The following is a 25093-nucleotide window of genomic DNA, read 5'->3' as shown; positions in this document are numbered from 1 at the left end:
TCAGAACATTTTTTCGGGACATTCGCCGGTGATTTCGGCAAAGATTGCCGCTTGCGAAGGCCTCGGGATCATCGACCAGCTGTGGACCATAACCCTGACGACGAGCGGCAAGTCGCGGACGAACGTCGCAGCCTGTTGGGGCTCGCGGCGATGGCTCTCATCGTAGGCGCAGCGACTGGATGTGTCGGGGCGATCTTCCGGCTTTTGCTCGTGCGTGCGGATGGTCTGCGCGATGCGATGATCGCCTGGGCCCATGGCCACGCAATCTGGGGGTTCTTGAACCGTCGTCGGCGCTTGCGCCGTCGCAGCCCTGGTTGCCGCGTGGATGGTGCGGCAATTCTCGCCACACGCTTCGGGCAGCGGCATTCCGCATGTCGAAGCTGTCCTGCGTGAAGAGATCCCACCGGCTCCGTTTGGTCTGGTGCCGGTGAAGTTCTTCGGCGGAATACTGGCGATCGGCTCCGGACTGGCGCTGGGCCGTGAGGGGCCGACCGTCCAGATGGGCGCCGGTATCGCGGTTTTCGCCGCGCGCCTCTGCCGGCTCTGTTGGGCGGATGCCCGGGTGCTGCTCGCGGCTGGCGCCGGCGCCGGCCTTGCAACGGCCTTCAATGCGCCGATTGCCGGGCTCGTGTTTGTGCTGGAGGAACTGGTGCAGAGGTTCGAGCACCGTGTTGCCGTCGCTGCCCTTGCAGCGCTGGCAACGGCGATCCCGGTCGCACGGCTGCTGCTCGGTGACGCGCCCGACTTCCAGGTCGCGCCGCTGAGCTATCCCGGGGCTGAATCCGCCCCGCTGTTCCTGGCTCTGGGTGGCATCGCGGGTCTGCTGGCCATCGCATACAATCGCACCCTGCTCGCGACCATCGCAGTTCGCGATCGATTTGGACGGCTGCCGATCGAGCTCCGCGCCGGATTGATCGGCGCAAGCGTCGGCATATTGGCCTGGTTCGCGCCCGAACTGGTCGGTGGCGGAGATCAGATCACGCAGCGCGCGTTGATCGGCCACGAGAATGCGGGGATCCTGGGGTTCGCATTCCTGATCCGATTCGGGCTCGGCGCTCTCTCATACGCGGCCGGCACGCCCGGCGGGCTGTTCGCACCCTTGCTCGTGCTGGGAGCCCAGTCCGGGTTGCTGTTCGGAGAGGCTTGCCGCGTTGCGTTCCCGGCGCTCTCGATCCAGCCGGAAGCATTTGCATTGGTGGGCATGGCCGCTCTCTTCACCGGCGTCGTGCGCGCGCCGGTAACCGGCATCGTTCTCGTCGCCGAAATGACCGGTAACGTGACGATGCTGCTGCCGATGCTGGGCGCCTGCTTCATGGCGATGCTGCTACCCATGCTGCTGGGCAATGCACCGATCTACGATTCCCTGCGCGAGCATACGCTGCGCCTGGAGCGGCAAATCAGACAGAGATGAGATCGGTGTCGTCCCCGACTACGCCGATGCGCGCAAGCGAGGGCGTCGGACCTCTTGATCGGAAACTCTGTTCGTGAGCCGCGTTTCACGTCCGCATCGCGACAAATTCCGCCTGACGCCTCGATGTCGGCCGTGAGGGGTAAACCGGAGGCCCCTTTGACCGGAGCGAACGGACGCGATTGACCCTCAGCGGAAGTCGCTACTGGGCACACGCGTAGTCCGGCGTCGCTGCTGTTGATCTAAGTCAATTATCACCCATCCTTTGGCTTCACACTATTAAGGTCGTCCTCTCCCTCCCGATCCTGCAGAAAGCCTCCTGAAGGTTCGGCGACCAAAGTGAGAGATTGCTCATGATAACGATCCCGGAACTGACGTCCCAGGCGCTCGGTGCGTTCCTGATCTCGGAGACAAGCGGTCGCTTCGGCTCGTCCCACGCCAGCTTGCCGGAATTGCTGCCCTATGCAGCAAAGCTGGCCCTGGAATGCATTGGTAACAGCGATGCACTCTACCACAACGTCGAGCACACCTTGTTGGTCACGCTGGTGGGGCACGACATCCTGATCGGGCGCTCCCTTCTTAGGCCAACGACGGCTGGCGACTATGCTCACTTCATCCTGGCGTGCCTGCTTCACGACATTGGCTACGTTCGGGGAATAGTTCACGGAGACCAGGACGGTGCCTATGTGGTTGATGGTACCGGCCGAACGGTTGAGTTACCGATCGGCTCCTCCGATGCAGCGCTTGCGCCCTATCATGTCGACCGCTCAAAATTATTCGCCGTGGAGCGTCTTGACGCAGTTGACGAAATTGACGCCGCTCGCGTTGCCCAAACCATCGAATACACTCGTTTTCCTTATGCAGATGCATCAGCGAACGAACTCAAGGATGATCTTGACGAAGAGGAAGGTTTGTTGCTTCGCGCCGCCGACCTGATCGGTCAGCTCGGCGATCCGAACTACATGAAGAAATCAAATGCGCTGTTCTACGAGTTCGAGGAGATAGGCCTCAACAAATCGCTCGGATACACCACGCCCGCGGACGTGGTGTACAAATATCCTCAGTTCTACTGGACCAAGGTCGCACCGCACATCCAAACCGCCATCCGCTATTTGAATGTAACATCGAGCGGAAGACAATGGATCAGCAGTCTCTATGGCAATGTCCTTCGCGCTGAGCGCGAGGTCGGACTTTCTGGTCCGGAGCTGTAGGCGAATACTGTGATTTCGGGTTGATCCCGTTCAATTCTCGGACGCTCAGGACTGACGATAGCTGACATAGCCGGTGGCTCCAGTCGCGTCCCGGTGTTCGGCGCGTCTGCTCCTGCCCGAATGCGAAGTTCGGGCGACGTCCTCGGTTGTCGGCTTATCGGGGTAGACCGGAAGCAACCGGCCGACCTTCCAAACGGCGCTCATGACCCACAAGAGACATCGGAGCGAAACCAACCGACGGCACCTTGTAGAACGGCTTACGCCGATACTTTCGCGTCCGGTCGCCTCGCAACGAGGATGGTGCCGATGCATTGCAAGGCGATTTCGTTTCTTTGATTACGTAATCGGATTTGATTGCGCACGATACCGCGATCAGGTTTCGTTTTTGATTCCAGCTTCTCCAAGATAATCGCTTCGAGATTAAGTTCATCTCCTGGGCGTACCGGGTTCGGCAACCTCAGGTCATCCCAGCCCATTCCGGCGAGGACATGGAGAGGCCGAGGCTGGAGTTTGGGCGTAAGCGAGATGAAGACTGCAAACGTGTGGGCGCCCGATGCGGTTAATCCACCAAAAATTGAACGTGCTGCTGCCTCCTCATCGATGTGGCGCGGTATAGGATCGTATTGCTTGGCGAACTGAATAATCTCTTCCTTCGAGACCAAATAAGGACCCGCCTTTCTGGCGGTACCAATTTCGGCGTCTTCGAAATATATACGGGTCATTGGTCAATCCTGTGCGAGCGGACTAAACTATAGGGATGGCAAACGCCAGCATAGTCTCGGTGCCGCTCAAGGTTAGCACGTCCGGTTCTGGCCCGTGGCTGACTTCCGCTCTTGGCTTCGCACTGCCCGCTTTCGAGAGCTGAGCGGTATATCGTCGTGGAGCTGTCCAGGGCAGCCTTTGACCCGAAGCGACATTGGTCGCCGAGGGCGCCCAAAATTGAAAAAAGGCCGCTGGCAATATGTCCAGCGGCCTCCGCGCTTAACGTGGTTTGCCGCCGGGTGGCGCCCGGACTAGAGATCGATGCTAACAGCGATGTTACGGCCCTGTAGTTCGGCAATCTTCAACCCGTCAGCCATCACCTGCGCGAACTCCGGGTCCTTTGCCACGGCCTCCTGCACTTTGCCGTAGACCTCCCAATTGGCGTAGCGCGTCGTAACCAGCAACTCTCCTGCCCAATGGCCAGTGTGGAAACGGGACAGCCGAAGAAATTCGGCGCCGTGTTTTTCGAAGATTTTCTTTGCCCGCCCGACAACCTTGGTCATTTCCTCGGGCTTGTCGGTTTTGAAGCGAGTGAATTGAACGATCGGCATGGGACTACCTCCTTAGCGATGTAAAATGTCCAAGAGGCATGTATCGAGTGACCTTTGGGAGCGAACCCCAATGTAATCTCGATGAAGGTTTGTCTTCATCGATTGATTTTGGTTCAGGGTTCGCAAGAGACAGTAACGCTGCCGCATCTCGGCTCACATCGTTACTGGCTAAAACCGGTGGGCCGATATCAAGACCTGAGCTGTTCGGGCGTGTAGAGCAGCTCACCTCACGCGAGGACTTGCCGATGACATCGAATTCCGTCCCATTCGGCTGTCCGCTCAGTAGGACATAGCTAGACTTGCTCACGCTGAGTTCTTCGCATTTTGACCCATTGCGCCCTGTTTGCGGTGCGCAAGGAAAATCCGAAGTTAGGGCCGAACCAGAAGTCGTCGGTTAAGCTCAAACTTGACCCGCACCTGACATCCATGGTCAGTTTTTGCTGTGGGGCGCAATCCTAGTTCGAAGGTGTGGTAAGTTGTAGTCATTCGCCCGAGGGCATCGCTCAGTAGCGAGGAGAAATATCAGATGAGCCGATTGTATGGACCTGTCCACCGTTCATTGCAGGACCGTTTCGACACACGGCGGCTTGCCGACAATGTCGAAGCGCGCGTGGTGCTCACCGAAGTCTCGCCCGAGCATAAGGCGTTCATTGAAAGCCGCGACATGTTCTTCCTGTCTACCATTGATCATCAGGGCCGACCAACCGTGTCCTATAAGGGCGGCGATCCCGGGTTTGTTCGTGTTATCAATAGTAAGACCGTCGTCTTTCCTTGTTACGATGGTAACGGCATGTTCTATTCTACGGGTAATTTGCTTGGAAATCCGCAGGTCGGCATGCTCTTTATCAACTTTGAGAAGCCGCATCGTCTACGCCTGCAAGGCATCGCCAGTATTGACGATAACGATCCTCTGCTGTCGGAGTACGCTGAGGCGCAACTGGTCGTCCGGGTGAGCGTGACTGAAATTTTTCGTAACTGCCCACGCTATGTACACCGATACCAAAAGATACAACCGTCAGAATTTGTGCCTCGCTCGACATGCGAAACGCCTTTGGCCCCCTGGAAGCGTGTCGATGATATACAGGCCTCTTTACCCGCGAAGGACCGCGCTCGCGTCGAGCGAGAAGGCAATCTGCTCTCGCGAGCAGAATATGAAAAGTACCTCAGTGACGTTGGGAGCCGCGAGACTTAGGCCGCGTGACTGACGATACGAGAACGTTGGGCACGACCGCCGATGAGATGATCGAGTAAAGGCATTTTGCTGCACTGCATGAGTCCGAAAATGGCCCTTAGCCGGAGTCGATTGAGCGCTTGTCATATCGGCTGTCAGGGGCAAACCGGACGCCGATCCAACTTGGCCTCCACCGCTGCTTATGACCCAGTTCGGACATCGTGTGCGGACCCACTCATTCGACACTTCGGGGTACCGAGGCTTGGCTTGCCGGTCGGGGGGCCGAGTTCTGAAACCAATGCCCGTGGCGACGGATTGACCAAAAGATCACTGGGCTGCGCTTGTCGCGCGTTTCAGAGTTACCACAGCAGTTCCCCCACCGGATGCTGGTGTAGGATTCTTATACGTGAGCTCATCGCCGTTGATCTCGATGAAACGCTTCTGATTCGTATTGTCCCACGCGGGAAAGCTGCCGCCGATAATATGTAAGGATATTGAATGTTCAGATTCATTGACTTTGTAGTCGCCAAACATCACGATTATCCCCTCCAGAGCAGCTTTGCTTTGCCCGGCAGTCGGAAAGTCGCGGCGGGCAAATTTTGATCGTCTCGGACGCATGAGATTGATTGAGAAGTGATCTGCTGCATCGAACATGAAATATCCTTTCGGATCGGAACCAAATACTTCGGTTGTTTTCCCGGTCCTTTCATTCACGTTTACAAATGAAATGACGCTCCAAGTGCCTACCAGCTGCTGTTTGAGCGGCTCTGCGGCTCCCGCGGATAACGTGGCGCATGTAAGAGCTGCGGCTATCGAAATTGACAATAGTGCTTTCATGGTGCTCCCTCCGGTTTTCAGGAACGTTCCATCTATGATGAGTTCTGGGCTGGCCGCCCAGCTTAGTCAGAGCCTCGAAATCATTGTATGGGGCACTCGTCAGTCAGTGGGGCAATTCATCCCACAATACCGCACCGACGGCCAGTACGGGATTGAGCAATCGGCAAAAACGCTACGGCCCACGATCACGTCGGCGATCCCGCGGAAGCCGTCGAGCGAGAAGGCCGGGGCCTGTGGGGTAAGAAACAGCGGTCGTTGGAGCGTTCGGCATGCCGAGCGTTACTTGCGATCGCGAGAAAGCCGGCAACGTGGGTCCGGTTCTGGCCCCTTGCTGACTTCCGGAGGCGAACCGGTCATGTCCGGTTTCGAAGTTAGAACGGTCATGGCCTGCTTCAGGGGCTGATCGATTGATGAGTGCACGCGCTGGCGCATCCGGAGTCACTGGGGACGACCGCAGGGTGCTGATTGCCAGGAAGCATCCCCTCCAACGCGTTCAACGGGCGCGGAACAGCCTAGGCGTCGGACGCAGTGTGAAGCTCGAGGATATCGATGCCGGGCTCGCTCTATCCCACATGCCCGATCATGCCATCATGCGCCTGTTTTGCCCGACGGCGCAACGATTGTTGGCCCGACGGGTCAAACGTCTTCGCAGGACGTCTAAACCATTGATCCCGCTAGGGCCGGCTACTGTGCATGGGGTTGTTTTCGAATATGTTTGTTTGGGAGGCGGGAAAGCATCCGGCTCTCGCCCGCTACTTCATCACCCGCAGGCCCTTGGTCGTGAACCGCTGCGTCTTGCCGCCGGGGCGAACGGGGCGCTTGGTGCCGGCGGCCTTGCCGGTGCCGGGCGGCTGGTGCGCGGGGACCAACTGGTGGGGCTGTGAGCCGATCAGATCGCGGCGGCCCATCTCGATCAAGGCCTCGCGCAGCACCGGCCAGTTGTCGGGGTCGTGGTAGCGCAAAAACGCCTTGTGCAGGCGGCGCTGGCGCAGGCCCTTGATCGCGTCGACCTTGTCGCTGCCGCCGTGGCGCACGCCGCGCAGGGGATTGACGCCGGTGTGGTACATCGCGGTCGCGGTCGCCATCGGCGAGGGCAGGAAGGTCTGCACCTGGTCGGCGCGATAGCGGTTCTTCTTCAGCCACAGCGCGAGGTTCATCATGTCCTCGTCGGTCGTGCCCGGATGCGCCGCGATGAAATAGGGGATCAGGTAATATTTCTTGCCGGCCCGCTCCGCCGCTTCATCGAACATCCGCTTGAACTTGTTGTAGGCGCCGATGCCCGGCTTCATCATCTTGTCGAGCGGGCCGCGCTCGGTATGTTCGGGTGCGATCTTGAGGTAGCCGCCGACGTGATGGGTGACGAGCTCCTTGATGTATTCGGGGCTCTCGACCGCGAGGTCGTAGCGCACGCCCGAGGCGACCATCACCTTCTTGATGCCCTTGGTCTCGCGCACCTTGCGATAGAGCCGGATCAGATCGTCATGCGAGGTGTTGAGGTTCGGGCAGATCTCCGGGAAGACACAGGACGGCCGGCGGCACGCGGCCTCGACCTTCGGATCCTTGCACGCCATCCGGTACATGTTGGCGGTGGGGCCGCCGATGTCGGAGATCACGCCGGTGAAGCCCGGCGTCTTGTCGCGGATGCGTTCGATCTCGCGCAGGATCGAGCCTTCCGAACGGTTCTGGATGATGCGACCCTCGTGCTCGGTGATCGAGCAGAAGGTGCAGCCGCCAAAGCAGCCGCGCATGATCGTCACCGAGAATTTGATCATTTCCCAGGCGGGGATGCGTGCGTCGCCATAGGACGGGTGCGGCGCGCGCGCGTAGGGCAGATCGTAGACCGCGTCCATCTCCTCGGTGGTGAGCGGGATCGGCGGCGGGTTGAGCCAGAGATCGCGATCGCCATGACGCTGCACCAGCGGCCGCGCATTGCCGGGATTGCTCTCCCGGTGCAGCACGCGTGAGGCGCGCGCATAGGCTTCCTTGTCCTGTTCGACCTGCTCCAGCGCCGGCAGCCGGATCACGGTCGCGCCCTTTTGGCGCGTTGCGCCCTCGTCGGCGGAATCGAGATCGTCGGCGTGCAGCTCCGCGTAATCCGCAGGGACCTTGCGGAACAGCGCGACGCCCCTGATGTCGTCGAGCTCGCGCGGCGCTTCGCCGGCCGCGAGCCGCTGCGCGACTTCGACGACGGCGCGCTCGGCATTGCCGTAGAGCAACAGGTCCGCCTTGGCGTCGGCCAGCACCGAGCGGCGCACCTTGTCGGACCAGTAGTCGTAATGCGCGATCCGGCGCAGCGAGGCCTCGATACCGCCGAGCACGATCGGTACATCCTTGAACGCCTCGCGGCAGCGCTGGGCGTAGACGACGGTGCAGCGGTCCGGCCGCTTGCCGCCCTCGCCGCCGGCTGTATAGGCATCGTCGCTGCGGATGCGCCGATCCGCGGTGTAGCGGTTCACCATGGAGTCCATGTTGCCGCCGGTGACGCCGAAGAACACCTTTGGCTTGCCGAGTGCCCTGAACGGCTCGGCCGAATGCCAGTCCGGCTGCGCGATGATGCCGACCCGGAAGCCCTGCGCCTCGAGCAGGCGGCCGATGATGGCCATGCCGAAGCTGGGATGATCGACATAGGCATCCCCGGTCACCAGCACGATGTCGCAGGCATCCCAGCCGAGCGCATCCATCTCGGCACGGCTCATCGGGAGGAACGGCGCGGGCTTGCGCGGCCGGGCCTGGGCCATCAGGGGCTTTTCGGCGGTGATGATCTGGGTGTCCATGGCGCCTACGCATAGGACCCCGGGCCCGCGAATACAACCGGCCGCTATGCCGCCTTCGCGGATTAAGGTTCCCGGTGACGCGAAATTCAGCAGCACGAGCCGCGCGGACGGCCCGGTTCGGCTGTGTGACGCCGTCCACATACCCGCCGGCCGCGCCGCGTCATCCTGCTCCCGGTTTCAAGGGAGAGGTCCCATGTTTCTGATCGACGCGTTGCTGATCCTGGCGATGTTGTTCTTCCTGCTTCTGCCGGTCACCGATCATAGGACGGTGCACATGAGGCTCTGCATGTTCTTCGCGTTGGTGGCTGTGTTCGCGGTCTCGATCACCCACACCCCCATCGCGCCGGTGCAACTTGCAGGCATCGTCCTGACGCATTGAGCGGCGGAATGGTCACATCTGCCAGCATTGTGGTTCACTCGCAGGAACCAACCGCCTTCGCGAACATTCTGACCCTGGCGCCCGCGCGAGCCCCCGCTCGCGCGCGCCTCGACAATCCCGGCGCCAGCGCCGCTGGCCGGATTTCTGCCCCGATGCTCGCTTCGGGGCGATGGGGGACTTGTGAGCACGGTCATAGAGAACTTGCTGGCGCGAAAGCAGAAGCTCGTGGAGGAACTCGAGAGGGCGCAGGTCGTCGAGGACCGCGACAGGATCGAGCACCAGCTCGAGCAGATCAACACCGCGCTGGACTTCCTGGACAGGCCGGGATCGAGGGACGGGCGGTAGCCGCGCTCAATCGGCCTTCAGTGCGTCCACTTTCAAGGCCTTTGCATAGACCACGCCCGAATTGGTGATGTGCGTGGTCATCAGCTGTTCGAAAGCGGTGAACTCGCCGCGCGCGAACAGGTCGAGCAACTTGCGGTGCTCGTCGAAGGAGGTGCGGGTGCGCACGTCGATCGGTGAGGTCAAATTGGTGCGGAGCGCGGCGACGCGGCCTGAGACGAGCTGGTAGGATTCGAGGAGATAGCGGTTGCCGCAATGGGCGAACAGCGCCTCGTGGAAGGCGGCATCGGCGCGGCCATAGGCGATGTTGTCCCTGGCCGCGACGGCAGGCTCCATGGCCGCGATCGCATCGTTCATCGCGACGATCGCACTGTTGCAATCATGGCGAAAGGCGAGCTCGGCCGCCTTGGGCTCGAGCGCGATGCGGAAGGTGCAGAGCGCGGTGATGTCCTCGGCGCTCGGGGTGAACACGAAGCTGCCGACCTGCGGACGGATCACCACGAGTCCCTGCGCCTGCAATTGGCCCATGGCCTCGCGCACCGGCGTACGGCTGACCCCGAAGGAATTTGCCACCATCTCTTCCGAGATCGTCGCGCCGAGCGCGAATTCGCCGTCGATGATGGCCTGGCGCAGCCGCTGCATCACCCGCTGCGACAGCGATTTCGGCGTATCGAGCTTGAGCGATCGCATGCGCGCTTCCACTCAGATCACCTTGCCGGGATTGAGCAGATGATCGGGATCGAGCGCCGCTTTCAGGGTGCGCATCAGCGCGATTTCGGCCTCGCTCCTCGCATGCCCAAGCCACTTCTTCTTCAGCGTGCCGATGCCGTGCTCGGCGGAGACGCTGCCGCCCATCTCGCGGACCAGGCCGTAGATGATCGCGTCCATCTCCTCCTTGGGCTGCTGCTCGACGGAGAGGCCGGTGACCCAGGAGACCAGATGCAGATTGCCATCGCCGATATGGCCGTAATAGACGCTCTCGCAGCCCTTGATGCCGGAAGCCAAGCCCGCCTTGCAGCGCGTGACGAACTCGTCCATCCGCGCCACCGCAAGGCCGATGTCGTAGGAGATGTGCGGGCCCAGCACCTGGCCGAACTCGGCGCAGATGTCGCGCACGCGCCAGAAGGCTTGCGTCTGCGCCAGCGATTGCGCCACCGCGGCGTCGGCCAGCAGCCCGCGCTCCATCAGCTCTTCGAGCCAGCTCTGGAAGCGCGGCGCATCGACGCTCTCGTCGGTGCCTTGCGCTTCCACCAGCACGTAGAGACCGTGGTTTGCTTCGACCGGCGGCTTCACGCCGGCGCGCGTCGTGATCACGTCCCAGTAATCCGGCCACATCACCTCGAACGCCGACAGCAGCGGGCCGAGCCCCGATCGCGCGGCATCGAGCAGCGCGATCACTGCCGCATAATCCTTCAGCGCACAGAGCGCCGCCATGGTCGAGCGCGGCTTCGGAAACAGTTTTAGCACCACGCGGGTGATGATCCCGAGCGTGCCTTCCGAGCCGATGAAGAGATGCTTCAGATCGTAGCCGGCATTGTTCTTCATCAGCTTGTTGAGATTGGTGATGATGGTGCCGTCGGGCAGCACCGCCTCGAGGCCAAGCACCAGCTCGCGCGTCATGCCGTAGCGGATCACGCGGTTGCCGCCGGCATTGGTGGAGAGATTGCCGCCGATGGCGCAGGAGCCGCGCGAGCCGAGGTCGAGCGGAAAGAAGAAGCCGGCTTCATCGGCGGCCTTCTGGATCGTCTCCAGCGGCGTGCCCGCCTTCACCGTCATCGTCATCGACGCGCGATCGATCTCCTCGATGCCGGTCATGCGCTCCAGCGAGATCGCGACCCAGCCGGCTTCCGGCGAAGCGCCGCGGCACAGCCCGGTCAAGCCGCCCTGCGGCACGAACGGCAGGCGCGCCTGCCGGCAGGCCAGAACCGCATCGGCAACGCCTTGCGCATCGAGCGGGCGGATCACCGCGCGCGGCGTCTGCGGCAGGCTCGCGCTCCAGTCGTTGCAGTTGCGCGCCGGCACATCCGCGCCAACAAGCACTGCGGCTGCGCCGAGCCTGTCGCGCAAGGCGCCGAGCAATTGGTCGGGATGTTCAATGGGGGTCACCATGTTCATGCGAGACCTCCTTTAGATTCGGCTGCGCCTCATGCGCGCCGTGTCGGGGAAAGGGTTTGCGTCCGTCTTGTATGTAAGGTACAAGATGAAAAGTAAAGCAAAAACGTGGCTCCGTCCGGCAGAGAAGATCGTTAGGGATCAGAGGCTTAGTCGGCGGGCCGCAGCAAAGGGTGGTGTGATGACGGAGGCGATTCGCGGGTTCTGGGTGGCGTCGGCGACGCCGCTGGCGAACGACGGCAGCGTGGACTCCGCAAAGCTTGCGGCGCACGCGAAGCAGCTGTTCAGCAAAGGCGTCGACGGCGTCGTGCTGTTCGGCACCACCGGCGAGGGCACCTCGTTCAATGCTGCCGAGCGCATCGCGACGATCGAAGCCTTGCTCAAGGCAGGCGTCGCTGCTGACCGCATCGGCATCGGCGGCGGCTTTCCCGCCATCACCGACAGCATCGCACTGACGCGCGCTGTGCTCGGCCTCGGCCTGCGCCACGTGTTGCTGTTGCCGCCCTATTTCGACCGCAACGTCACGCCCGAGGGCATCGAGGATGCCTTCGCCGCGATCATCGACGGCGTCGCCGACGATCGCCTGCGCGCCTCGCTCTATCACATCCCGCAGGTCTCGGGCGTTGCCATCCCGACGACAGTCGCCGCAAGCCTGCGCAAGCGCTTCGGCAAGCTGATTGCCGGCCTGAAGGACTCCAGCGGCGACTTCAAGCAGTTCCAGGCCTTCCGCGCCGCCGCGCCCGAACTCGCCATCACCGTCGGCAACGAAGCCGATATCACCCGCGCCATCGCCGCTGGCGGTGCCGGCACCATCTGCGGCATGGCCAATGTCGTGCCCGAGCTGGTCAAGGGCATGGTTGACGGCAAGGACGTCGAAGCGCGCATGCAGGCCGCGATCGATGTCGTGGTGAAGACGCCATCCCTGGTCGCGACGCTGAAGGCGATCCTCGCGACGCAGACGGGCGATGCAGGCTGGCTGCGCGTGCGCCCGCCGCTCCGCGCCTTGTCCGACGGCAGCACGTTCAAGCGGAAGCTCGACGAGTTGATCGCTCCCGCCATCGCGTGAGATCAGGCAATATTGCGACACGCTTGCTGCGAATTCTCGCGCAGCGTGTCGCGATTTCTGTGCGATCAATCGGAGATTGACGTTCGGCGCTCCTCCGCGCTTAGAACGATTCAACACTAGAGCGATTCAAGCTCGGCTACGGTTCTCTTCGATCGCAGCGACTGTTACAGGCGCACACTTCAACGTTCTTGACTTGAAGTGGAATGAAAGTGCGTGCCTTCGTGGATGGCCAGCGCGACAGCGGTCATCAAACTCGTGCCGGCAAGAGCCGTGCAGGTCTTCTTATCGGTGCAGCGGTAATGCTCATCGAATATCCCTCCCAACACGGCGAGCGCGCAGGCGCAATCGGCTCTGCCGCCGGTGACGGTGGAAGCCCCGGTGCCACGGCCGAAACCGGCACGTGCATCGGAGGGGTCTCCACGCCGCACGCAAGCCGCCGTGCGCCAGCGCAGTCGCAATGCCACGGCCGCGCCTGCGGTGCCGACGCTCTCGGAGCGCGCTGCCGCGGAAGCCGCTGCACAACAGGCCGCCAAGCTCGGTTACCGCGCGATGCCGAGTTCGACCACACTGCGCAGCGGCGCCTCGCCGCTCGATACGTCGCAGGCCGTCAACATCGTGCCCGAGCAGGTGTTGAAGGATCAGCTCCCGCGCAACATCGACGATGCGCTGATCAACATCTCCGGCATCACCCAGACCAATACGCTCGCCGGCAGTCAGGACGCGGTGATCCGCCGCGGCTTCGGCGACAACCGCGACGGCTCGATCATGCGCAACGGCATGCCGCTGGTGCAGGGGCGCAGCCTCAATGCCGCGGTCGAGAGTGTCGAGGTGCTGAAGGGGCCGGCCTCGCTGCTCTACGGCATCATGGACCCCGGCGGCATCGTCAACACCATCAGCAAGCGTCCGGAGCTCTATCAGCACGGTTCGGTCACGCTGCTCGGCTCGGCCTTCAGTGCCTCCAAGACCGGCGCCGACGGCCTGCTCGACGTCACCGGCCCGATCGGCGACCAGGGCCTTGCCTATCGCTTCATCGGCTACGGCGTCAGCGAGGATTACTGGCGCAATTTCGGCCGTCATCGCGAGATGCTGGTCGCGCCGTCGCTGGCCTGGTACGGCCAGGACACCACGGTGCAGCTCAACTACGAGCACCGCGAGTTCATCTATCCGTTCGATCGCGGCACCGCGTTCAATCCGGCAACGAAAGCGCCGCTGGCAGTTCCTGCCGACCGCCGGCTCGATGAACCCTTCAACAATACGTGGGGCACATCCGACCTGATGCAAGCGTCGGTCGAGCACCGCTTCAACCAGGATTGGAAGCTTTACGCCGGCTACAGCTACAACACCGAAACCTTCAGCGCCAACCAGCTCCGCATCACCAGCATCGACTTCACCACCGGCGCCGAGAAGCGCAGCAATGACGGCACGGGAAGCTCGCTCAGCAACGTCAGCTATGGAACGTCCTACGTTTCAGGCAGCTTCTGGCTCGGCAACATGCGCAATGACGTGGTGTTCGGCGGCGACGGTCAGTATCGGACGATTTACCGCGACATCCTGATCCGGCAGGCAACGCCTACCTTCAATGTCTACAATCCCGTTTATGGGCTGATAGGTCCGGGCACGACGGCCTCGAACACCGACAGCGCCCAGACCGACAAGCTCGGTCAGTGGTCGCTGTTCTTCCAGGACACGCTGCATCTCACTGAGCGGTTCGCGCTGGTCGGCGGCGTGCGCTACTTGGACTACGACCAGATCGCCGGGCGCGGAAAGCCGTTCGTCACCAATACCAACGTGTCCCAGGACAAGGTGCTTCCGCTCGGCGGCGCCATCTTCAAGCTGACCGACGAGATCTCGCTCTATGCGAGCTACACTGAATCGCTGAAGCCGAACTCGACCATTGCGCCGATCGGCGTCGTAATTGACTCGAACGTCGCACCGGAAGAGGGCGTGTCGTACGAGACTGGCGTGAAGTTCGATTTTAACAAGCGCATCTCCGGCACGCTGGCCGTCTACGATCTCGACAAGAAGAACGTGCAGACGACGAAGACGAACAGCGCGAACGTAGTTGAACTCCACACCGTCGGCCGTGCCCACTCCCGCGGCGTCGAGCTGGACGTCACCGGCAGGCTCACCGACAGCTGGGCCCTGATCGGCAGCTACGGCTATACCGACGCGCGGGTGACGGCGTCCGAGGACCCGACGCTCTATGGCAGAAAGCTGCAGAACGTCGCGCTGAACACGGCCTCGCTCTATCTGGTCTACGACTTCGGCACGGCATTGCCGGGCCAGCTCCGGCTCGGAGGTGGCGCGCGCTATGTCGGCGACCGCCCCGGCGATTCGACGAATACTTTCTTCTTGCCGTCCTATGTCGTCGCGGACATTTTCGCGACTTACGAGACCAAGTACGAGCAGTTCCCGGTCGTCTACCAGTTCAACGTCAAGAATCTGTTCGACACGGTCTACTATCCCTCCGCCGTCAACAATCTTAACGTCGCCATCGGCGATGCCCGACGCTTCTCGCTGTCGGCGACGGTGAAGTTCTAGCCATGGCAGCGCGGCTCGGGCACACCATCAAGGTCGCTCTGCTCCAGGTCCATTCCATCGCGGGCCTGGTGCTCGCGCTGCTGCTTGCTCTGATCGCGCTGACCGGCGCGGTCATGAGCTTTGAGGACGAGATCGTCGATCATCTCAACGCCGGCATCATGCAAGTCGCACCGCGCGAGATGCCGGCGCTGATGCCGGACGAGCTGGTTGCCCGGCTGAAGGCGGGACAGGACGTCGGCCAGGTCTCGGCCATCATGCTGTCGAGCGACCCTGCCGCCGCCGTGCGGGTCCGCTTCGCGCGCGACGAGCAGGGCACGCGGCCGAATTCGCTCTATGTCGACCCCTATGACGCGCGCGTCCTGGGCGCGCCGCGCGCCGAAGAATTCTTCGCGACCGTGCGCAAGCTGCATCGCTGGCTGCTGATCCCTGGTGATGCCAAGGGCTGGGGCCGCCAGATCACTGGTGTCGCCGCGCTCGGCCTGATCGTCATGCTGGTCTCGGGTCTCGTGCTGCGCTGGCCACGCCGCGCGGGCAGCGTGAAGATGTGGCTCAAGCCCAATCTCGGGCTCAGCGGGCGCGGGCTGCATCGCTCACTGCATGCGGTCATCGGCACCTGGGTTCTTCCGGTCTATCTGGTGATGACGCTCACGGGCCTATGGTACTCGTTCGACTGGTACAAGGACGGCGTCGTCTGGTTGCTGTCGCGCCCCGAGGTCAGTGCTGCGAAGATGCAGCCCAAGATGCCCGCGAAGGCTCCGCGGGTGGCGGCCCGATCCGAGCCGGCCCAGCCGATCGGATTCGACCAGGCCTGGACGACGTTCCGGCGCGAGGAGGGCGACCGCTTTGCCAGGGCTCTGCTGACGCTGCCGCCCAGCCCCGGCACCGCGATAAGGATCCGGTCGTGGGGGAAGGATTCGACGCTCGACACCACGCGCGACGAATTCCGCATCGATGCCGTCACCGGCCAGCTGGTCTCTGCGGAGCGTTACGCCGACAAGACGCTCGGCGAGAAGATCATCGCGAATGTGCTCGATATCCATCGTGGCGCGGTCCTGGGCTGGCCCGGCAAGCTCGCGTTCATGATCGCCGCGGCCCTGATGCCGCTGTTCTCGGTCACCGGCATTTTGCTCTATCTTTCGCGCCGCAAGCTGCGGCGCCCCGCGCAGCCGCCGCTGGGGCGGCTCGTTCCGGGCGAGTGAAGGCGATGCGCTAGCCATCGCGCCACGCGCCGCAACGAAGCTTACGCACACAGCCGACCGGAGTGACTTGTCTGGGGCCTCGCCAAATGGTTCGATGGCGAAGCTCAAGTGAAAGTTGTGGTGATCTCGATGGCGCGATCCGAGCGAGACGAAATCGAACAAACGGCGCGGCCTGCTGTTCTTGTCAGACGCAGTGATCTGCCCGTGCCGCTCACGTACCCGGCGCGGAGCTTCTTCGGCGGACTTCCCAAGTTGCCGCCGCAACTTGATTGGCCGACCGCAGAGGTCAGGGTATATCGAGAGTTAGAAACGGTTGCGCTGACATTCGTGGCTCAAATTGACTTGGCTGAAGTGCCTGGAGCCGGCTGGTCGCCGCTTCCGACGCGTGGCACCCTTTATTTCTTCTGTAGTTCGGTGTTTTGCGGCGAAGGCCATCCACCTTGTCGCGTACTTTATAGCCCGACGGACGGTGGCGCGTATCCTGACCGCGCGCCACCGCCCGATCTGATGCCGCTGGCAGGCACCAATGGTGACTACCAAGTCAAATGGCTCGATCCCAATCCCGATTTTCATTCCAAGGTCGAGTTCAAGTATCCCGTCTCCTTCCGGCTATTCCGCGACTTCTACTTCTGGGAGGACTCCGTCGGAGGTGAGCTTATGGTCGAAGAATTGTGTAAGGCGCTCGGTCCGGGAGAGCCGCATGAGAACGATCTGCTTCAATTCCGAGGGGTGGCCAAATACGAGAAAGACGAGGACTGGCCCTTCAACTGGCTTCTGATCACCTACGTGGTCCGATCGGTGTTGTCCCACGTCCAAGCCGATCTGACCGGTGGATACTACGGCAAGCCGCTCACCGACGAGGCAACCATGGAATTGAAGCGCCTTCGCGCTGGTGCAATCGGGTGGCTCGAGCGCTGCCGGGGGCTGACACCAATGGATGACGTTGATCCGGAAACAAAAGCGAGCTTCAGATCCTGGTGGTTCGACGTTGCGCATGCCTACAAGGAGCTGGACGGGAAGGTGCCCACATATGTGGGTAGAATCGCGGACGACCTCGGCAACGCCATCAACCATACGATCCGTTGCATGGCGACTCAGGACGTCGATATCTCCGACCACGCGCCGTCCAGCTACGTCACGAATCTGGCGCGGCAGAATCACTGGAAGACGCCAACCGAGCGCGACGGCAAGTACCGCCACTTCAATACCGCGCTTCATCAAATGCTGGGATACGGCAGCACCTGGCAAGAGGCAACCGAGGTGCATTTGGAAGACATGCTGTTGCTTCAGATGGAAGGCGATCTTGCCTTTCTCAATTGGCACTCCGATATCGGCGGTGTGCTTCATTTTTGGATCGATCGGGATGCTCTTGCCCAGCGCGACTTCTCGCAGGTCGCCGCAACGTTCGAGTGCGACTAGCTTGATCTCTGCGCGATTGTCCTGTTCTTCGATATCACTGGCCAACACTGCCGCAATGGTTCAAAAGCTCCTGGCCCTGTTCTCAAGGTCCATGCCATGAAGCTCCCCACCGTCACCCCCGCCGATATCCGCCGCGCGCTGCTGTTGCGCGAGGAGATTGCGTTGCTCGATCTCAGGCATGAGGCTGGCTTCGCCACCGGTCATCCGCTGTTCGCCGCCAATCTGGCCGCGGACCGGATTGAAATCGAAGCCGAGGTGCGGCTGCCGCGCAAGGACGTGGCGATCGTGCTCTATGATGGCGGCGAGGGACTGGTCGAGACCGGCGCCGAACGCCTTGCGGCGCTCGCCTACAGCAATATCAGCGCGCTGGACGGCGGGCTGAAGGCCTGGCGCGATGCGAGCTATCAAATGTTCGAGGACGTCAATTCCTATTCCAAGGCGTTCGGCGAGCTGGTCGAGGCGCGCCGGCATACGCCCTCGCTCAGCGCCGACGAGGTGGCAAAGCTCATCGCCGAGAAGGCCAACATCGCCATCCTCGACGTCCGCCGCTTCGACGAGTATGCCACGATGAATATTCCGGACTCGGTCAGTGTGCCCGGCGCGGAGCTGGTGCTGCGGGCAGGCCGCGCCGCGCCCGATCCCGAAACCACCATCATCGTCAATTGCGCTGGGCGTACGCGCTCGATCATCGGCACGCAGTCGTTGATCAATGCCGGCGTGCCGAACAAGGTGCGGGCGCTGCGCAACGGCACGATCGGCTGGACGCTGGCGCGGCATACGCTCAACCACGGCGCCGACCGGCGCGGCGCGATCGGATCGTTCGAAAGCGGTCCCGCCAACGCCCGCGACGTTGCCTATCGCGCCGGCGTTCGCCACATCGGCGCGGGCGAGATGGCGGCGCTGCTCGCAGACGCCGATCGCACCCTGTACCGTTTCGACGTGCGCGACGCCGAGGAATATGCGGCCGGGCATCTGCCGGGCTTCCGTCATTATCCGGGCGGCCAGCTGGTCCAGGAGACCGACATGGCCGCACCGGTACGCGGCGCGCGCATTGTCCTGACCGACGACAAAAGCGTGCGCGGCGACATGACCGCGTCCTGGCTCGCGCAGATGGGCTGGGAGGTCTATGTGCGCGAGGGCGGCTATGACGGCACGCTGGACGTCGGCCCGCCGCTGGTGCTGCCGAAACCCGACCCGGCGCATCGCTACCGCCGTCCCTATGAGGGCACCGACGTCGCGCAAGCCGCGATGCAGGCCTATCTCGATTGGGAGTACGGTCTCGTCGAGCAGCTCCGCCTTGACGGGACGCACGGGTTTTATGTGATTTGATGGCGCTACCAAGCGGTAAAATCTGTCCGTCGTCCTGGACAAGCGAGCGCTTGGCAACGCGTAGCGTTGTCCAATAGCGAGCGCCGATCCAGGACCCATACCACCGCTTCGTGTTGTTGAAGAACGCTGTGGCCCGATGTGCTGCAATCAGAGGCGCTTGGGGTAATGGGTCCTGGCCTTCGCCAGGACGACACCGGGAATGGAGCCCCAAGGCTGGCCTTACCGCCGCGCCCCGCCATCTTCTCCCCGTATCCAAACCCTATTGTGCTCGGCCTCGTTCGCGGTCTAAGAGCTGCGGCAAAGCCGCCATTTCAGGAGATTCTATGTCAGCCCCAGGCCAAAGCCCTGAGCGGAGCGCGAAGGCGCTTCTGCTCGAGGGCGTCAATGACAGCGCTGTGGACCTGTTCAGGAGCGCGGGTTTCACCAATGTCGAGCGGCTGACCAAGGCGCTGGACGGCGAGGACCTGCGCCGGGCGCTCAAGGGCGTGTCGCTGCTCGGCATCCGCTCGCGCACCCAGATCACCGACGAGGTGCTCGCCGCCGCCGATCAGCTCCTCGCGGTCGGCTGCTTCAGCGTCGGCACCAACCAGGTCGATCTGCTGGCGGCGCGCAAGCGCGGTATTCCCGTGTTCAATGCGCCGTTCTCAAACACGCGCAGCGTTGCCGAGCTCGTGATCGGCGAGATCGTGATGCTGCTGCGGCAGATCTTTCCGCGCTCGGTATCCGCCCATGACGGCGGCTGGGACAAGTCTGCCGCCGGCAGCCGCGAGGTGCGTGGCCGCACCCTCGGCATCGTCGGCTACGGCAATATCGGCTCGCAGCTCTCGACGCTGGCCGAAGCCATGGGCATGCGCGTGATCTTCTACGATCGCACCGACAAGCTGCGCCACGGCAACACCGAGCCGGTCGAGAAGCTCGAAGAGCTCTTGGCGCAGAGCGACGTCGTCAGCCTGCACGTGCCGGAGACGCCGGAGACCGCGGGCATGATCGGCGAGAAGGAGCTGCGGGCGATGAGGCCGGGCTCGTTCCTGATCAACAACAGCCGCGGCACCGTGGTCGATCTCGATGCGCTCGCGGCTGCGTTGCGCGACGGCCACATCGCCGGCGCGGCGATCGACGTGTTTCCGGTCGAGCCGTCCTCGAATTCGGAGCGATTCAGGAGCCCGGTGCAGGGCCTTAACAACGTTATCCTCACGCCGCATGTCGGAGGCTCGACCGAGGAGGCGCAGGAGCGTATCGGCGGCGAGGTCGCGCGCAAGCTGGTCGACTATTTCATCACCGGTTCGACCATGGGCGCGGTGAATTTCCCGGAGGTGCAGTTGCACCTGCGCCCCTCCGGCGCGCGCTTCAGCCATGTCCATCGCAACGTGCCCGGCATGCTGCGGCGGCTGAACGAGGTCTTCCTCCAGCGCGACATCAACATCGCCGCGCAATATCTGGAGACCGCCGGCGACCTCGGCTACGTCGTGCTCGACGCCGATCTCGGCGGCCAGGATTCGAGCGAACTGCTCCAGCAGATCCGCGCCCTCGACGGCACGGTCGGCGCAAGGCTGGTATTCGAGCACTAAACGACTCCACGTTCCGGTTGCATCTTGTGGCAACTGCTCTCACACTGTCGTCAAATTCGACGTGGTCAAAAGCGCGTCGAATTTGAGCTTCAGTTGCGTGAGTGTCCGCCATGGAACGCGACGCCGTACTGATTGATCTCGCGCTGCAGGGCGGCGGTTCGCACGGCGCCTTCTCCTGGGGTGTGCTCGACCGCCTCCTGGAAGAGAAATGGCTGGAGATCGCCGCAATCTCCGGAACCTCCGCAGGCGCGATGAATGCGGCGGTGCTGGCGGACGGCTGGACCGCCGGCGGCGCCGAGGGCGCGCGTGAGGCGCTCGACCAATACTGGCGCCGTGTCTCGAAGGCCGCGGCCTTCAGCCCGCTGCAACGCTCGCCGCTCGACCGCTTGATGGGGCGCTGGACCCTCGACACGTCGCCCTTCTACATCCTCACCGATTTGATGTCGCGTGTGCTGTCGCCCTACGATCTCAATCCGACCGGCTACAATCCGCTGCGCGCGGTGCTGGCCGAGAGCATCGATTTCGAACGCCTCGTCCGCTCGCCGATCCAGCTGTTCATCACCGCGACGCGGGTGCGCACCGGGCGCGGTCGTATCTTCCGCAACGCGGAGATCACGGCGGATGTGCTGCTGGCATCGGCCTGCCTGCCGACCATGTTCCGCGCGATCGAGATCGACGGCGAGCCCTATTGGGACGGCGGCTTCGCCGGCAACCCGACGATCACGCCGCTGGTCCGCGAAAGCGACGCGCACGACACCATTCTCGTCCAGATCAATCCGACCGAGCGGCTGGAGGAACCGCGGACGGCGGCCGAAATCCTCAACCGGCTCAACGAAATCTCCTTCAACTCGCCGCTGATGAAGGAGTTGCGCATGATCGCGCTGCTGCGCCAGGCCGCCGACCCCGGCAGCGGCGAGGGCGCGCGCTGGGCGAAGATGCGGACGCACCGGATCAAGAGCGACATGCTGGCGAAGTTCGGGGCGTCCTCGAAGCTCAACGCGGAGTGGGAGTTCGTCTCGATGCTGCGCGCCGAGGGGCGCATGGCCGCGGACGCCTTCCTCGCCGAGCATGGTGCCGACATCGGGCGGCGATCGACCGCCGATCTCGACGTCCTCCTGTCGGAGTGCTGAGGCATGGGTCTCCTCGGCCTCCTCGTCGGGCTCGGTCTGCTCGTCCTGTTCGCCTTCCGCGGCTGGAGCGTCCTGCTGCTCGCGCCGTTCGCCGCACTCGTTGCCGCGCTGTTCGGCGGCGAGCCGTTGCTCGCGAACCTGACCCAGGTGTTCATGGTGAACGCAGCGGGATTTCTGGCGCAGTTCTTCCCGATCTTTCTGCTCGGCGCCGTCTTCGGCAAGTTGATGGATGACAGCGGCGCGGTGACCTCGGTCGCCGGCTTCATGGCGGAGCGCCTCGGCGAGCGGCGCGTGATCCTGGCGGTCGTGCTCGCCGGCGCGCTGGTCACCTATGGCGGCGTCAGCCTGTTCGTTGCGTTCTTCGTCATCGTTCCCATGGCCCGTTCGCTGTTTCGCGCGGCTGCGATTCCGCGTCGCCTGATCCCGGCCGCGATCGTGCTGGGAACGTCGACCTTCACCATGTCGGGCTTGCCGGGCACGCCGTCGATCCAGAATGCGATCCCGATGCCGTTCTTCGGCACGACGCCGTTCGCAGCGCCGGGTCTCGGCATCGTCGCCTCCCTCATCATGCTCGGCACAGGATTGTGGTGGCTGCATCGCGCCGAAGCAGCAGCGCGCCGCGCCGGAGAAGGCTACGGCGACGACGTCGAGGACTCGGCCGAGCGCGCCGCCGCCGACGAGCTCGTGCGCGAGCGCGCGACGACCGCCCGCGAGTTCGATCCGGCGGAGCTGCAGCACGGTCAGCGCAGCGACCGGCCTTCGCCGGTGCTGAACGCCATCGCGCCGCTGGTCGTCGTCGTGACCGTGAATCTGGTGATGTCGCTCGTGGTGCTGCCGCGGCTCGATGTCAGCTATCTCGCCGAGCAACGCTTTGGTGATACCACGCTTGCAGCTGTTGCAGGCGTGTGGTCGGTCGCGGTTGCGCTGGCGGCGGCCATCGCCACCACCATCGCGCTGAACTGGGCGCGCCTGCCGGCGCTGCGCCGGACCATGGACGCCGGGGCCAATGCGTCGGTCCTGCCGGCCTTCAGCGTCGCCAGCCTCGTCGGCTTCGGCGCCGTCGTCGCATCGTTGCCGGCATTCACGATCGTGCGCGACTGGGTGCTGGCGATCGAGGGCGGACCGCTGGTCTCGCTCGCCGTCGCGACCAACATCCTGGCCGCGCTGACCGGGTCGGCATCGGGCGGCCTGACCATCGCCCTCGACGCTCTTGGCCCGACCTATGTCGAACTTGCGACGCGTAACGGCATCGACCTTGCGTTGATGCATCGCGTGGCGGTGATCGGGGCGGGCACGCTGGACATCCTGCCGCACAATGGTGCGGTGGTCAGCCTGCTCGCGATCTGCGGCCTGACCCATCGCGACAGCTATGTCGACATCGTCATGGTGGGCATCGTGACCTCGCTCCTGGCGCTGGCGGCGGTGATTGTCCTGGGCAGTGCGCTGGGGTCGTTCTGACGGAAAGCCGTCGTCAGCGATTGACGGACGGGCGAAGGTTGCATTGAATGCAGCCAACTTTTGAACGCAACAGAAGAAGCCGGGGGGAAACGATGAAGCGACGCAGGGCGAAGCTATGCGCATGGCTCGTGGGCACGGCGGCTGCAATGAGCGCGAGCGGCGCGTCGGCGCTGACGCTGGCGGAGGATGCCGAGACGGTCTGCAAGGGGCTGGTCGGCGGCACTGATGCCGTGAAAATCGATGCCGCGACGTTTCAGTCCCCATCGCCTCTCGCCGTTGCCGAGCGCGGCCCGACGCCGTCGGGACGGATCACGCCCGCCAATCCCGGCTTCTGCAAGGTGCTCGGCCATATCGACCCGGTCGATCCCAAGGCGCCGCCAATCAAATTCCAGGTCAACCTGCCGATCGAATGGAACGGGCGCTCGGTGCAATATGGCGGCGGCGGCTTCAATGGCGTGCTGATCAGCGGCCTTGCGCTGCCGCCGGCCTATCCGTTCGACAAGCCGTCGCCGCTCGCACGCGGCTTCGTCACCTATGGCACCGACTCAGGTCACGAGACAAAGCCGGGCGAGCTGCCGCAGTTGTTCGCATTGAATGACGAAGCCTTCGAGAATTTTGCCCACCGCGCCTACAAGAAGGTGCGCGACGCAGCCGTGACGCTGATGGAGCGCGCTTACGGCAAGAAGCCCGAGAAGATGTATTTCATGGGCTCGTCCGAGGGCGGTCGCGAAGGCCTGACCATGGCCCAGCGTTACCCCGACGATTTCGACGGCATCTTCGCCCGCGTGCCCGTGATCAACTGGGTCGGTCTGCAGCATGCCGGCATGCGTTCGGGTCTTGCGACCATGGGCGAGGGCTGGATCAATCCGGCGCAGGTGAAGCTCGTCGGCGAGGCCGTGCGCGCGGCGTGCGACAAGGCTGACGGCTCCGACGATGCGCTGGTGCAGGATCCCGTCTCTTGCAAGGCGGCGTTCAAGGTCGAGAGGCTTCGTTGTGAGGCCGGCAAGAGTGGCGATCAGTGCCTCACCGATCCGCAGATCAAGGCGATCAACACGCTGCACGCGACCTACAAATTTCCGTTCGTGCTCGCCAACGGCCTCGACGACTATCCGGGCTGGGGCGTCTCGGGTGAGGACACGCCGGCGGCCGGCCCGACCGGCGGTTGGACCGCGTGGTGGCTCGGCACCGCGCCGCCGGCGCAACCGCCCGCGCCCAACAACGGCATCGCCTGGATCTACGGCGCCGGCGGCATCCAATATGTGTTCGCGCGCGATCCCAAGCTCGACGTCACCACCTACAAACCCGAGGACCACAAGGCGCGGCTGCTCGAGGTCTCGAAGTTGATGGACTCGACTAATCCCGATCTCAGCCGCTTCCGCGAGCGCAAGGGCAAGCTGATCATCCTTGAGCACATGGCCGACTATGCCCAAAGCCCCTATGCCGGCATCCGCTATTTCGAGAATGTCGAGCGCTTGATGGGTACGGCGACGACGGCGCAGTTCGCGCGGCTCTACACCGCGCCCGGCGTCGATCATGTCGGCTCGGGGGCGCCAGCCAATGTCGACATGCTCAGCGTGCTGGCTGACTGGGTCGAGAAGGACCAGACGCCGGGCGACCTCGAAGCGACCGAGCAGAAGGTCGAAGCGCCCGCGTTCCCTGTCGTCCGCGCGCTGCCACTGTGCCGCTGGCCGGCCTGGCCGCACTACAAGGCGGGGTCGGTGACGGAGGCGTCGAGCTATTTCTGCGCGCAGTGACTTTACCTCTCCCCGCTTGCGGGGAGAGGTCGGATTGCATCGAAGATGCAATCCGGGTGAGGGGGTACCGGTCCCACGGTCA

20 protein-coding genes and 1 pseudogene are annotated in these 25093 nt (G+C 63.2%); 14 read left to right on the top strand and 7 right to left on the bottom strand.

Annotation, left to right across the window (positions count from 1 at the left end; translation table 11 throughout):
- Window positions 1-366 (bottom strand): hypothetical protein, encoded by a 366-nt coding sequence (locus ACVJ19_RS04320; RefSeq protein ID WP_453948174.1) that lies wholly within the window; start codon window positions 364-366, stop codon window positions 1-3.
- Between ACVJ19_RS04320 and ACVJ19_RS04315 the strand changes: the two genes are divergently transcribed.
- On the top strand, window positions 326-1411 hold the full coding sequence (locus tag ACVJ19_RS04315) for a ClC family H(+)/Cl(-) exchange transporter (protein WP_453948173.1): 1086 nt from the start codon (window positions 326-328) through the stop codon (window positions 1409-1411). The two genes, ACVJ19_RS04320 and ACVJ19_RS04315, sit on opposite strands and share 41 nt — an antisense overlap.
- 350 nt (window positions 1412-1761) lie before the next feature.
- The gene (locus ACVJ19_RS04310; protein ID WP_453948172.1) at window positions 1762-2619 is read left to right on the top strand and encodes an HD domain-containing protein; all 858 of its coding nucleotides are present in this window, start codon (window positions 1762-1764) and stop codon (window positions 2617-2619) included.
- A gap of 257 nt (window positions 2620-2876) precedes the next feature.
- Here the strand turns inward: ACVJ19_RS04310 and ACVJ19_RS04305 are convergent, their stop codons facing one another.
- Together ACVJ19_RS04305 and ACVJ19_RS04300 are read right to left on the bottom strand one after the other, a co-directional pair.
- Window positions 2877-3341: a MaoC/PaaZ C-terminal domain-containing protein gene (locus tag ACVJ19_RS04305; protein ID WP_453948171.1), complete on the bottom strand. Its 465-nt coding sequence runs from the start codon at window positions 3339-3341 to the stop codon at window positions 2877-2879.
- Between the two features lie 291 nt (window positions 3342-3632).
- Entirely contained in the window at window positions 3633-3932 is a 300-nt protein-coding gene (locus ACVJ19_RS04300) for a hypothetical protein (RefSeq protein ID WP_018642713.1), read from the bottom strand.
- 526 nt (window positions 3933-4458) lie between these two features.
- On the opposite strand from ACVJ19_RS04300, the gene ACVJ19_RS04295 reads away from it, so the two are divergent.
- Entirely contained in the window at window positions 4459-5124 is a 666-nt protein-coding gene (locus tag ACVJ19_RS04295) for a pyridoxamine 5'-phosphate oxidase family protein (protein ID WP_453948170.1), read from the top strand.
- A gap of 306 nt (window positions 5125-5430) precedes the next feature.
- Here ACVJ19_RS04295 and ACVJ19_RS04290 read toward each other — a convergent pair whose 3' ends face one another.
- Complete coding sequence (locus tag ACVJ19_RS04290) at window positions 5431-5940, bottom strand: lipocalin-like domain-containing protein (protein WP_453948169.1); 510 nt, start codon at window positions 5938-5940, stop codon at window positions 5431-5433.
- Window positions 5941-6692: 752 nt separating this feature from the next.
- Window positions 6693-8714, bottom strand: coding sequence for a YgiQ family radical SAM protein (locus ACVJ19_RS04285; protein ID WP_453948168.1), 2022 nt, complete (start codon window positions 8712-8714; stop codon window positions 6693-6695).
- Window positions 8715-8907: 193 nt separating this feature from the next.
- Here ACVJ19_RS04285 and ACVJ19_RS04280 point away from each other — a divergent pair, with 193 nt between their 5' ends.
- Window positions 8908-9093, top strand: coding sequence for a hypothetical protein (locus tag ACVJ19_RS04280; RefSeq protein WP_453948167.1), 186 nt, complete (start codon window positions 8908-8910; stop codon window positions 9091-9093).
- Between the two features lie 180 nt (window positions 9094-9273).
- Window positions 9274-9438, top strand: coding sequence for a hypothetical protein (locus tag ACVJ19_RS04275; RefSeq protein WP_453948166.1), 165 nt, complete (start codon window positions 9274-9276; stop codon window positions 9436-9438).
- Window positions 9439-9444: 6 nt separating this feature from the next.
- Here ACVJ19_RS04275 and ACVJ19_RS04270 read toward each other — a convergent pair whose 3' ends face one another.
- Both ACVJ19_RS04270 and ACVJ19_RS04265 read right to left on the bottom strand, forming a co-directional pair.
- The gene (locus tag ACVJ19_RS04270; RefSeq protein WP_453948165.1) at window positions 9445-10125 is read right to left on the bottom strand and encodes a GntR family transcriptional regulator; all 681 of its coding nucleotides are present in this window, start codon (window positions 10123-10125) and stop codon (window positions 9445-9447) included.
- A 12-nt stretch (window positions 10126-10137) separates the two neighbouring features.
- Complete coding sequence (locus ACVJ19_RS04265) at window positions 10138-11550, bottom strand: FAD-binding oxidoreductase (RefSeq protein WP_453948164.1); 1413 nt, start codon at window positions 11548-11550, stop codon at window positions 10138-10140.
- Between the two features lie 178 nt (window positions 11551-11728).
- Between ACVJ19_RS04265 and ACVJ19_RS04260 the strand changes: the two genes are divergently transcribed.
- The 9 genes and pseudogenes from ACVJ19_RS04260 (at window position 11729) to ACVJ19_RS04220 (ending at window position 25011) form a co-directional block, all read left to right on the top strand.
- Complete coding sequence (locus ACVJ19_RS04260; RefSeq protein WP_453948163.1) at window positions 11729-12613, top strand: dihydrodipicolinate synthase family protein; 885 nt, start codon at window positions 11729-11731, stop codon at window positions 12611-12613.
- Between the two features lie 203 nt (window positions 12614-12816).
- Window positions 12817-15154, top strand: a pseudogene (locus ACVJ19_RS04255) (TonB-dependent siderophore receptor).
- A 2-nt stretch (window positions 15155-15156) separates the two neighbouring features.
- On the top strand, window positions 15157-16353 hold the full coding sequence (locus ACVJ19_RS04250) for a PepSY-associated TM helix domain-containing protein (RefSeq protein WP_453948161.1): 1197 nt from the start codon (window positions 15157-15159) through the stop codon (window positions 16351-16353).
- 108 nt (window positions 16354-16461) lie between these two features.
- Complete coding sequence (locus ACVJ19_RS04245) at window positions 16462-17772, top strand: DUF1963 domain-containing protein (protein ID WP_453948159.1); 1311 nt, start codon at window positions 16462-16464, stop codon at window positions 17770-17772.
- Window positions 17773-17868: 96 nt separating this feature from the next.
- A complete protein-coding gene (locus tag ACVJ19_RS04240) occupies window positions 17869-19101 on the top strand; it encodes a rhodanese-like domain-containing protein (RefSeq protein ID WP_453948157.1) in 1233 nt (410 codons plus the stop codon).
- A 323-nt stretch (window positions 19102-19424) separates the two neighbouring features.
- On the top strand, window positions 19425-20669 hold the full coding sequence (serA, locus tag ACVJ19_RS04235; RefSeq protein ID WP_453948156.1) for a phosphoglycerate dehydrogenase: 1245 nt from the start codon (window positions 19425-19427) through the stop codon (window positions 20667-20669).
- Between the two features lie 110 nt (window positions 20670-20779).
- Window positions 20780-21799: a patatin-like phospholipase family protein gene (locus tag ACVJ19_RS04230; RefSeq protein WP_453948155.1), complete on the top strand. Its 1020-nt coding sequence runs from the start codon at window positions 20780-20782 to the stop codon at window positions 21797-21799.
- A 3-nt stretch (window positions 21800-21802) separates the two neighbouring features.
- Window positions 21803-23257 (top strand): GntP family permease, encoded by a 1455-nt coding sequence (locus tag ACVJ19_RS04225; protein ID WP_453948154.1) that lies wholly within the window; start codon window positions 21803-21805, stop codon window positions 23255-23257.
- 146 nt (window positions 23258-23403) lie between these two features.
- Entirely contained in the window at window positions 23404-25011 is a 1608-nt protein-coding gene (locus tag ACVJ19_RS04220) for a tannase/feruloyl esterase family alpha/beta hydrolase (protein WP_453948153.1), read from the top strand.
- Window positions 25012-25093 lie beyond the last annotated feature (82 nt).

This window comes from Bradyrhizobium sp. USDA 376, assembly GCF_054063675.1.
Note: the sequence above shows the minus strand (reverse complement) of the source record. Positions and strands in the feature narration are given on the sequence as shown.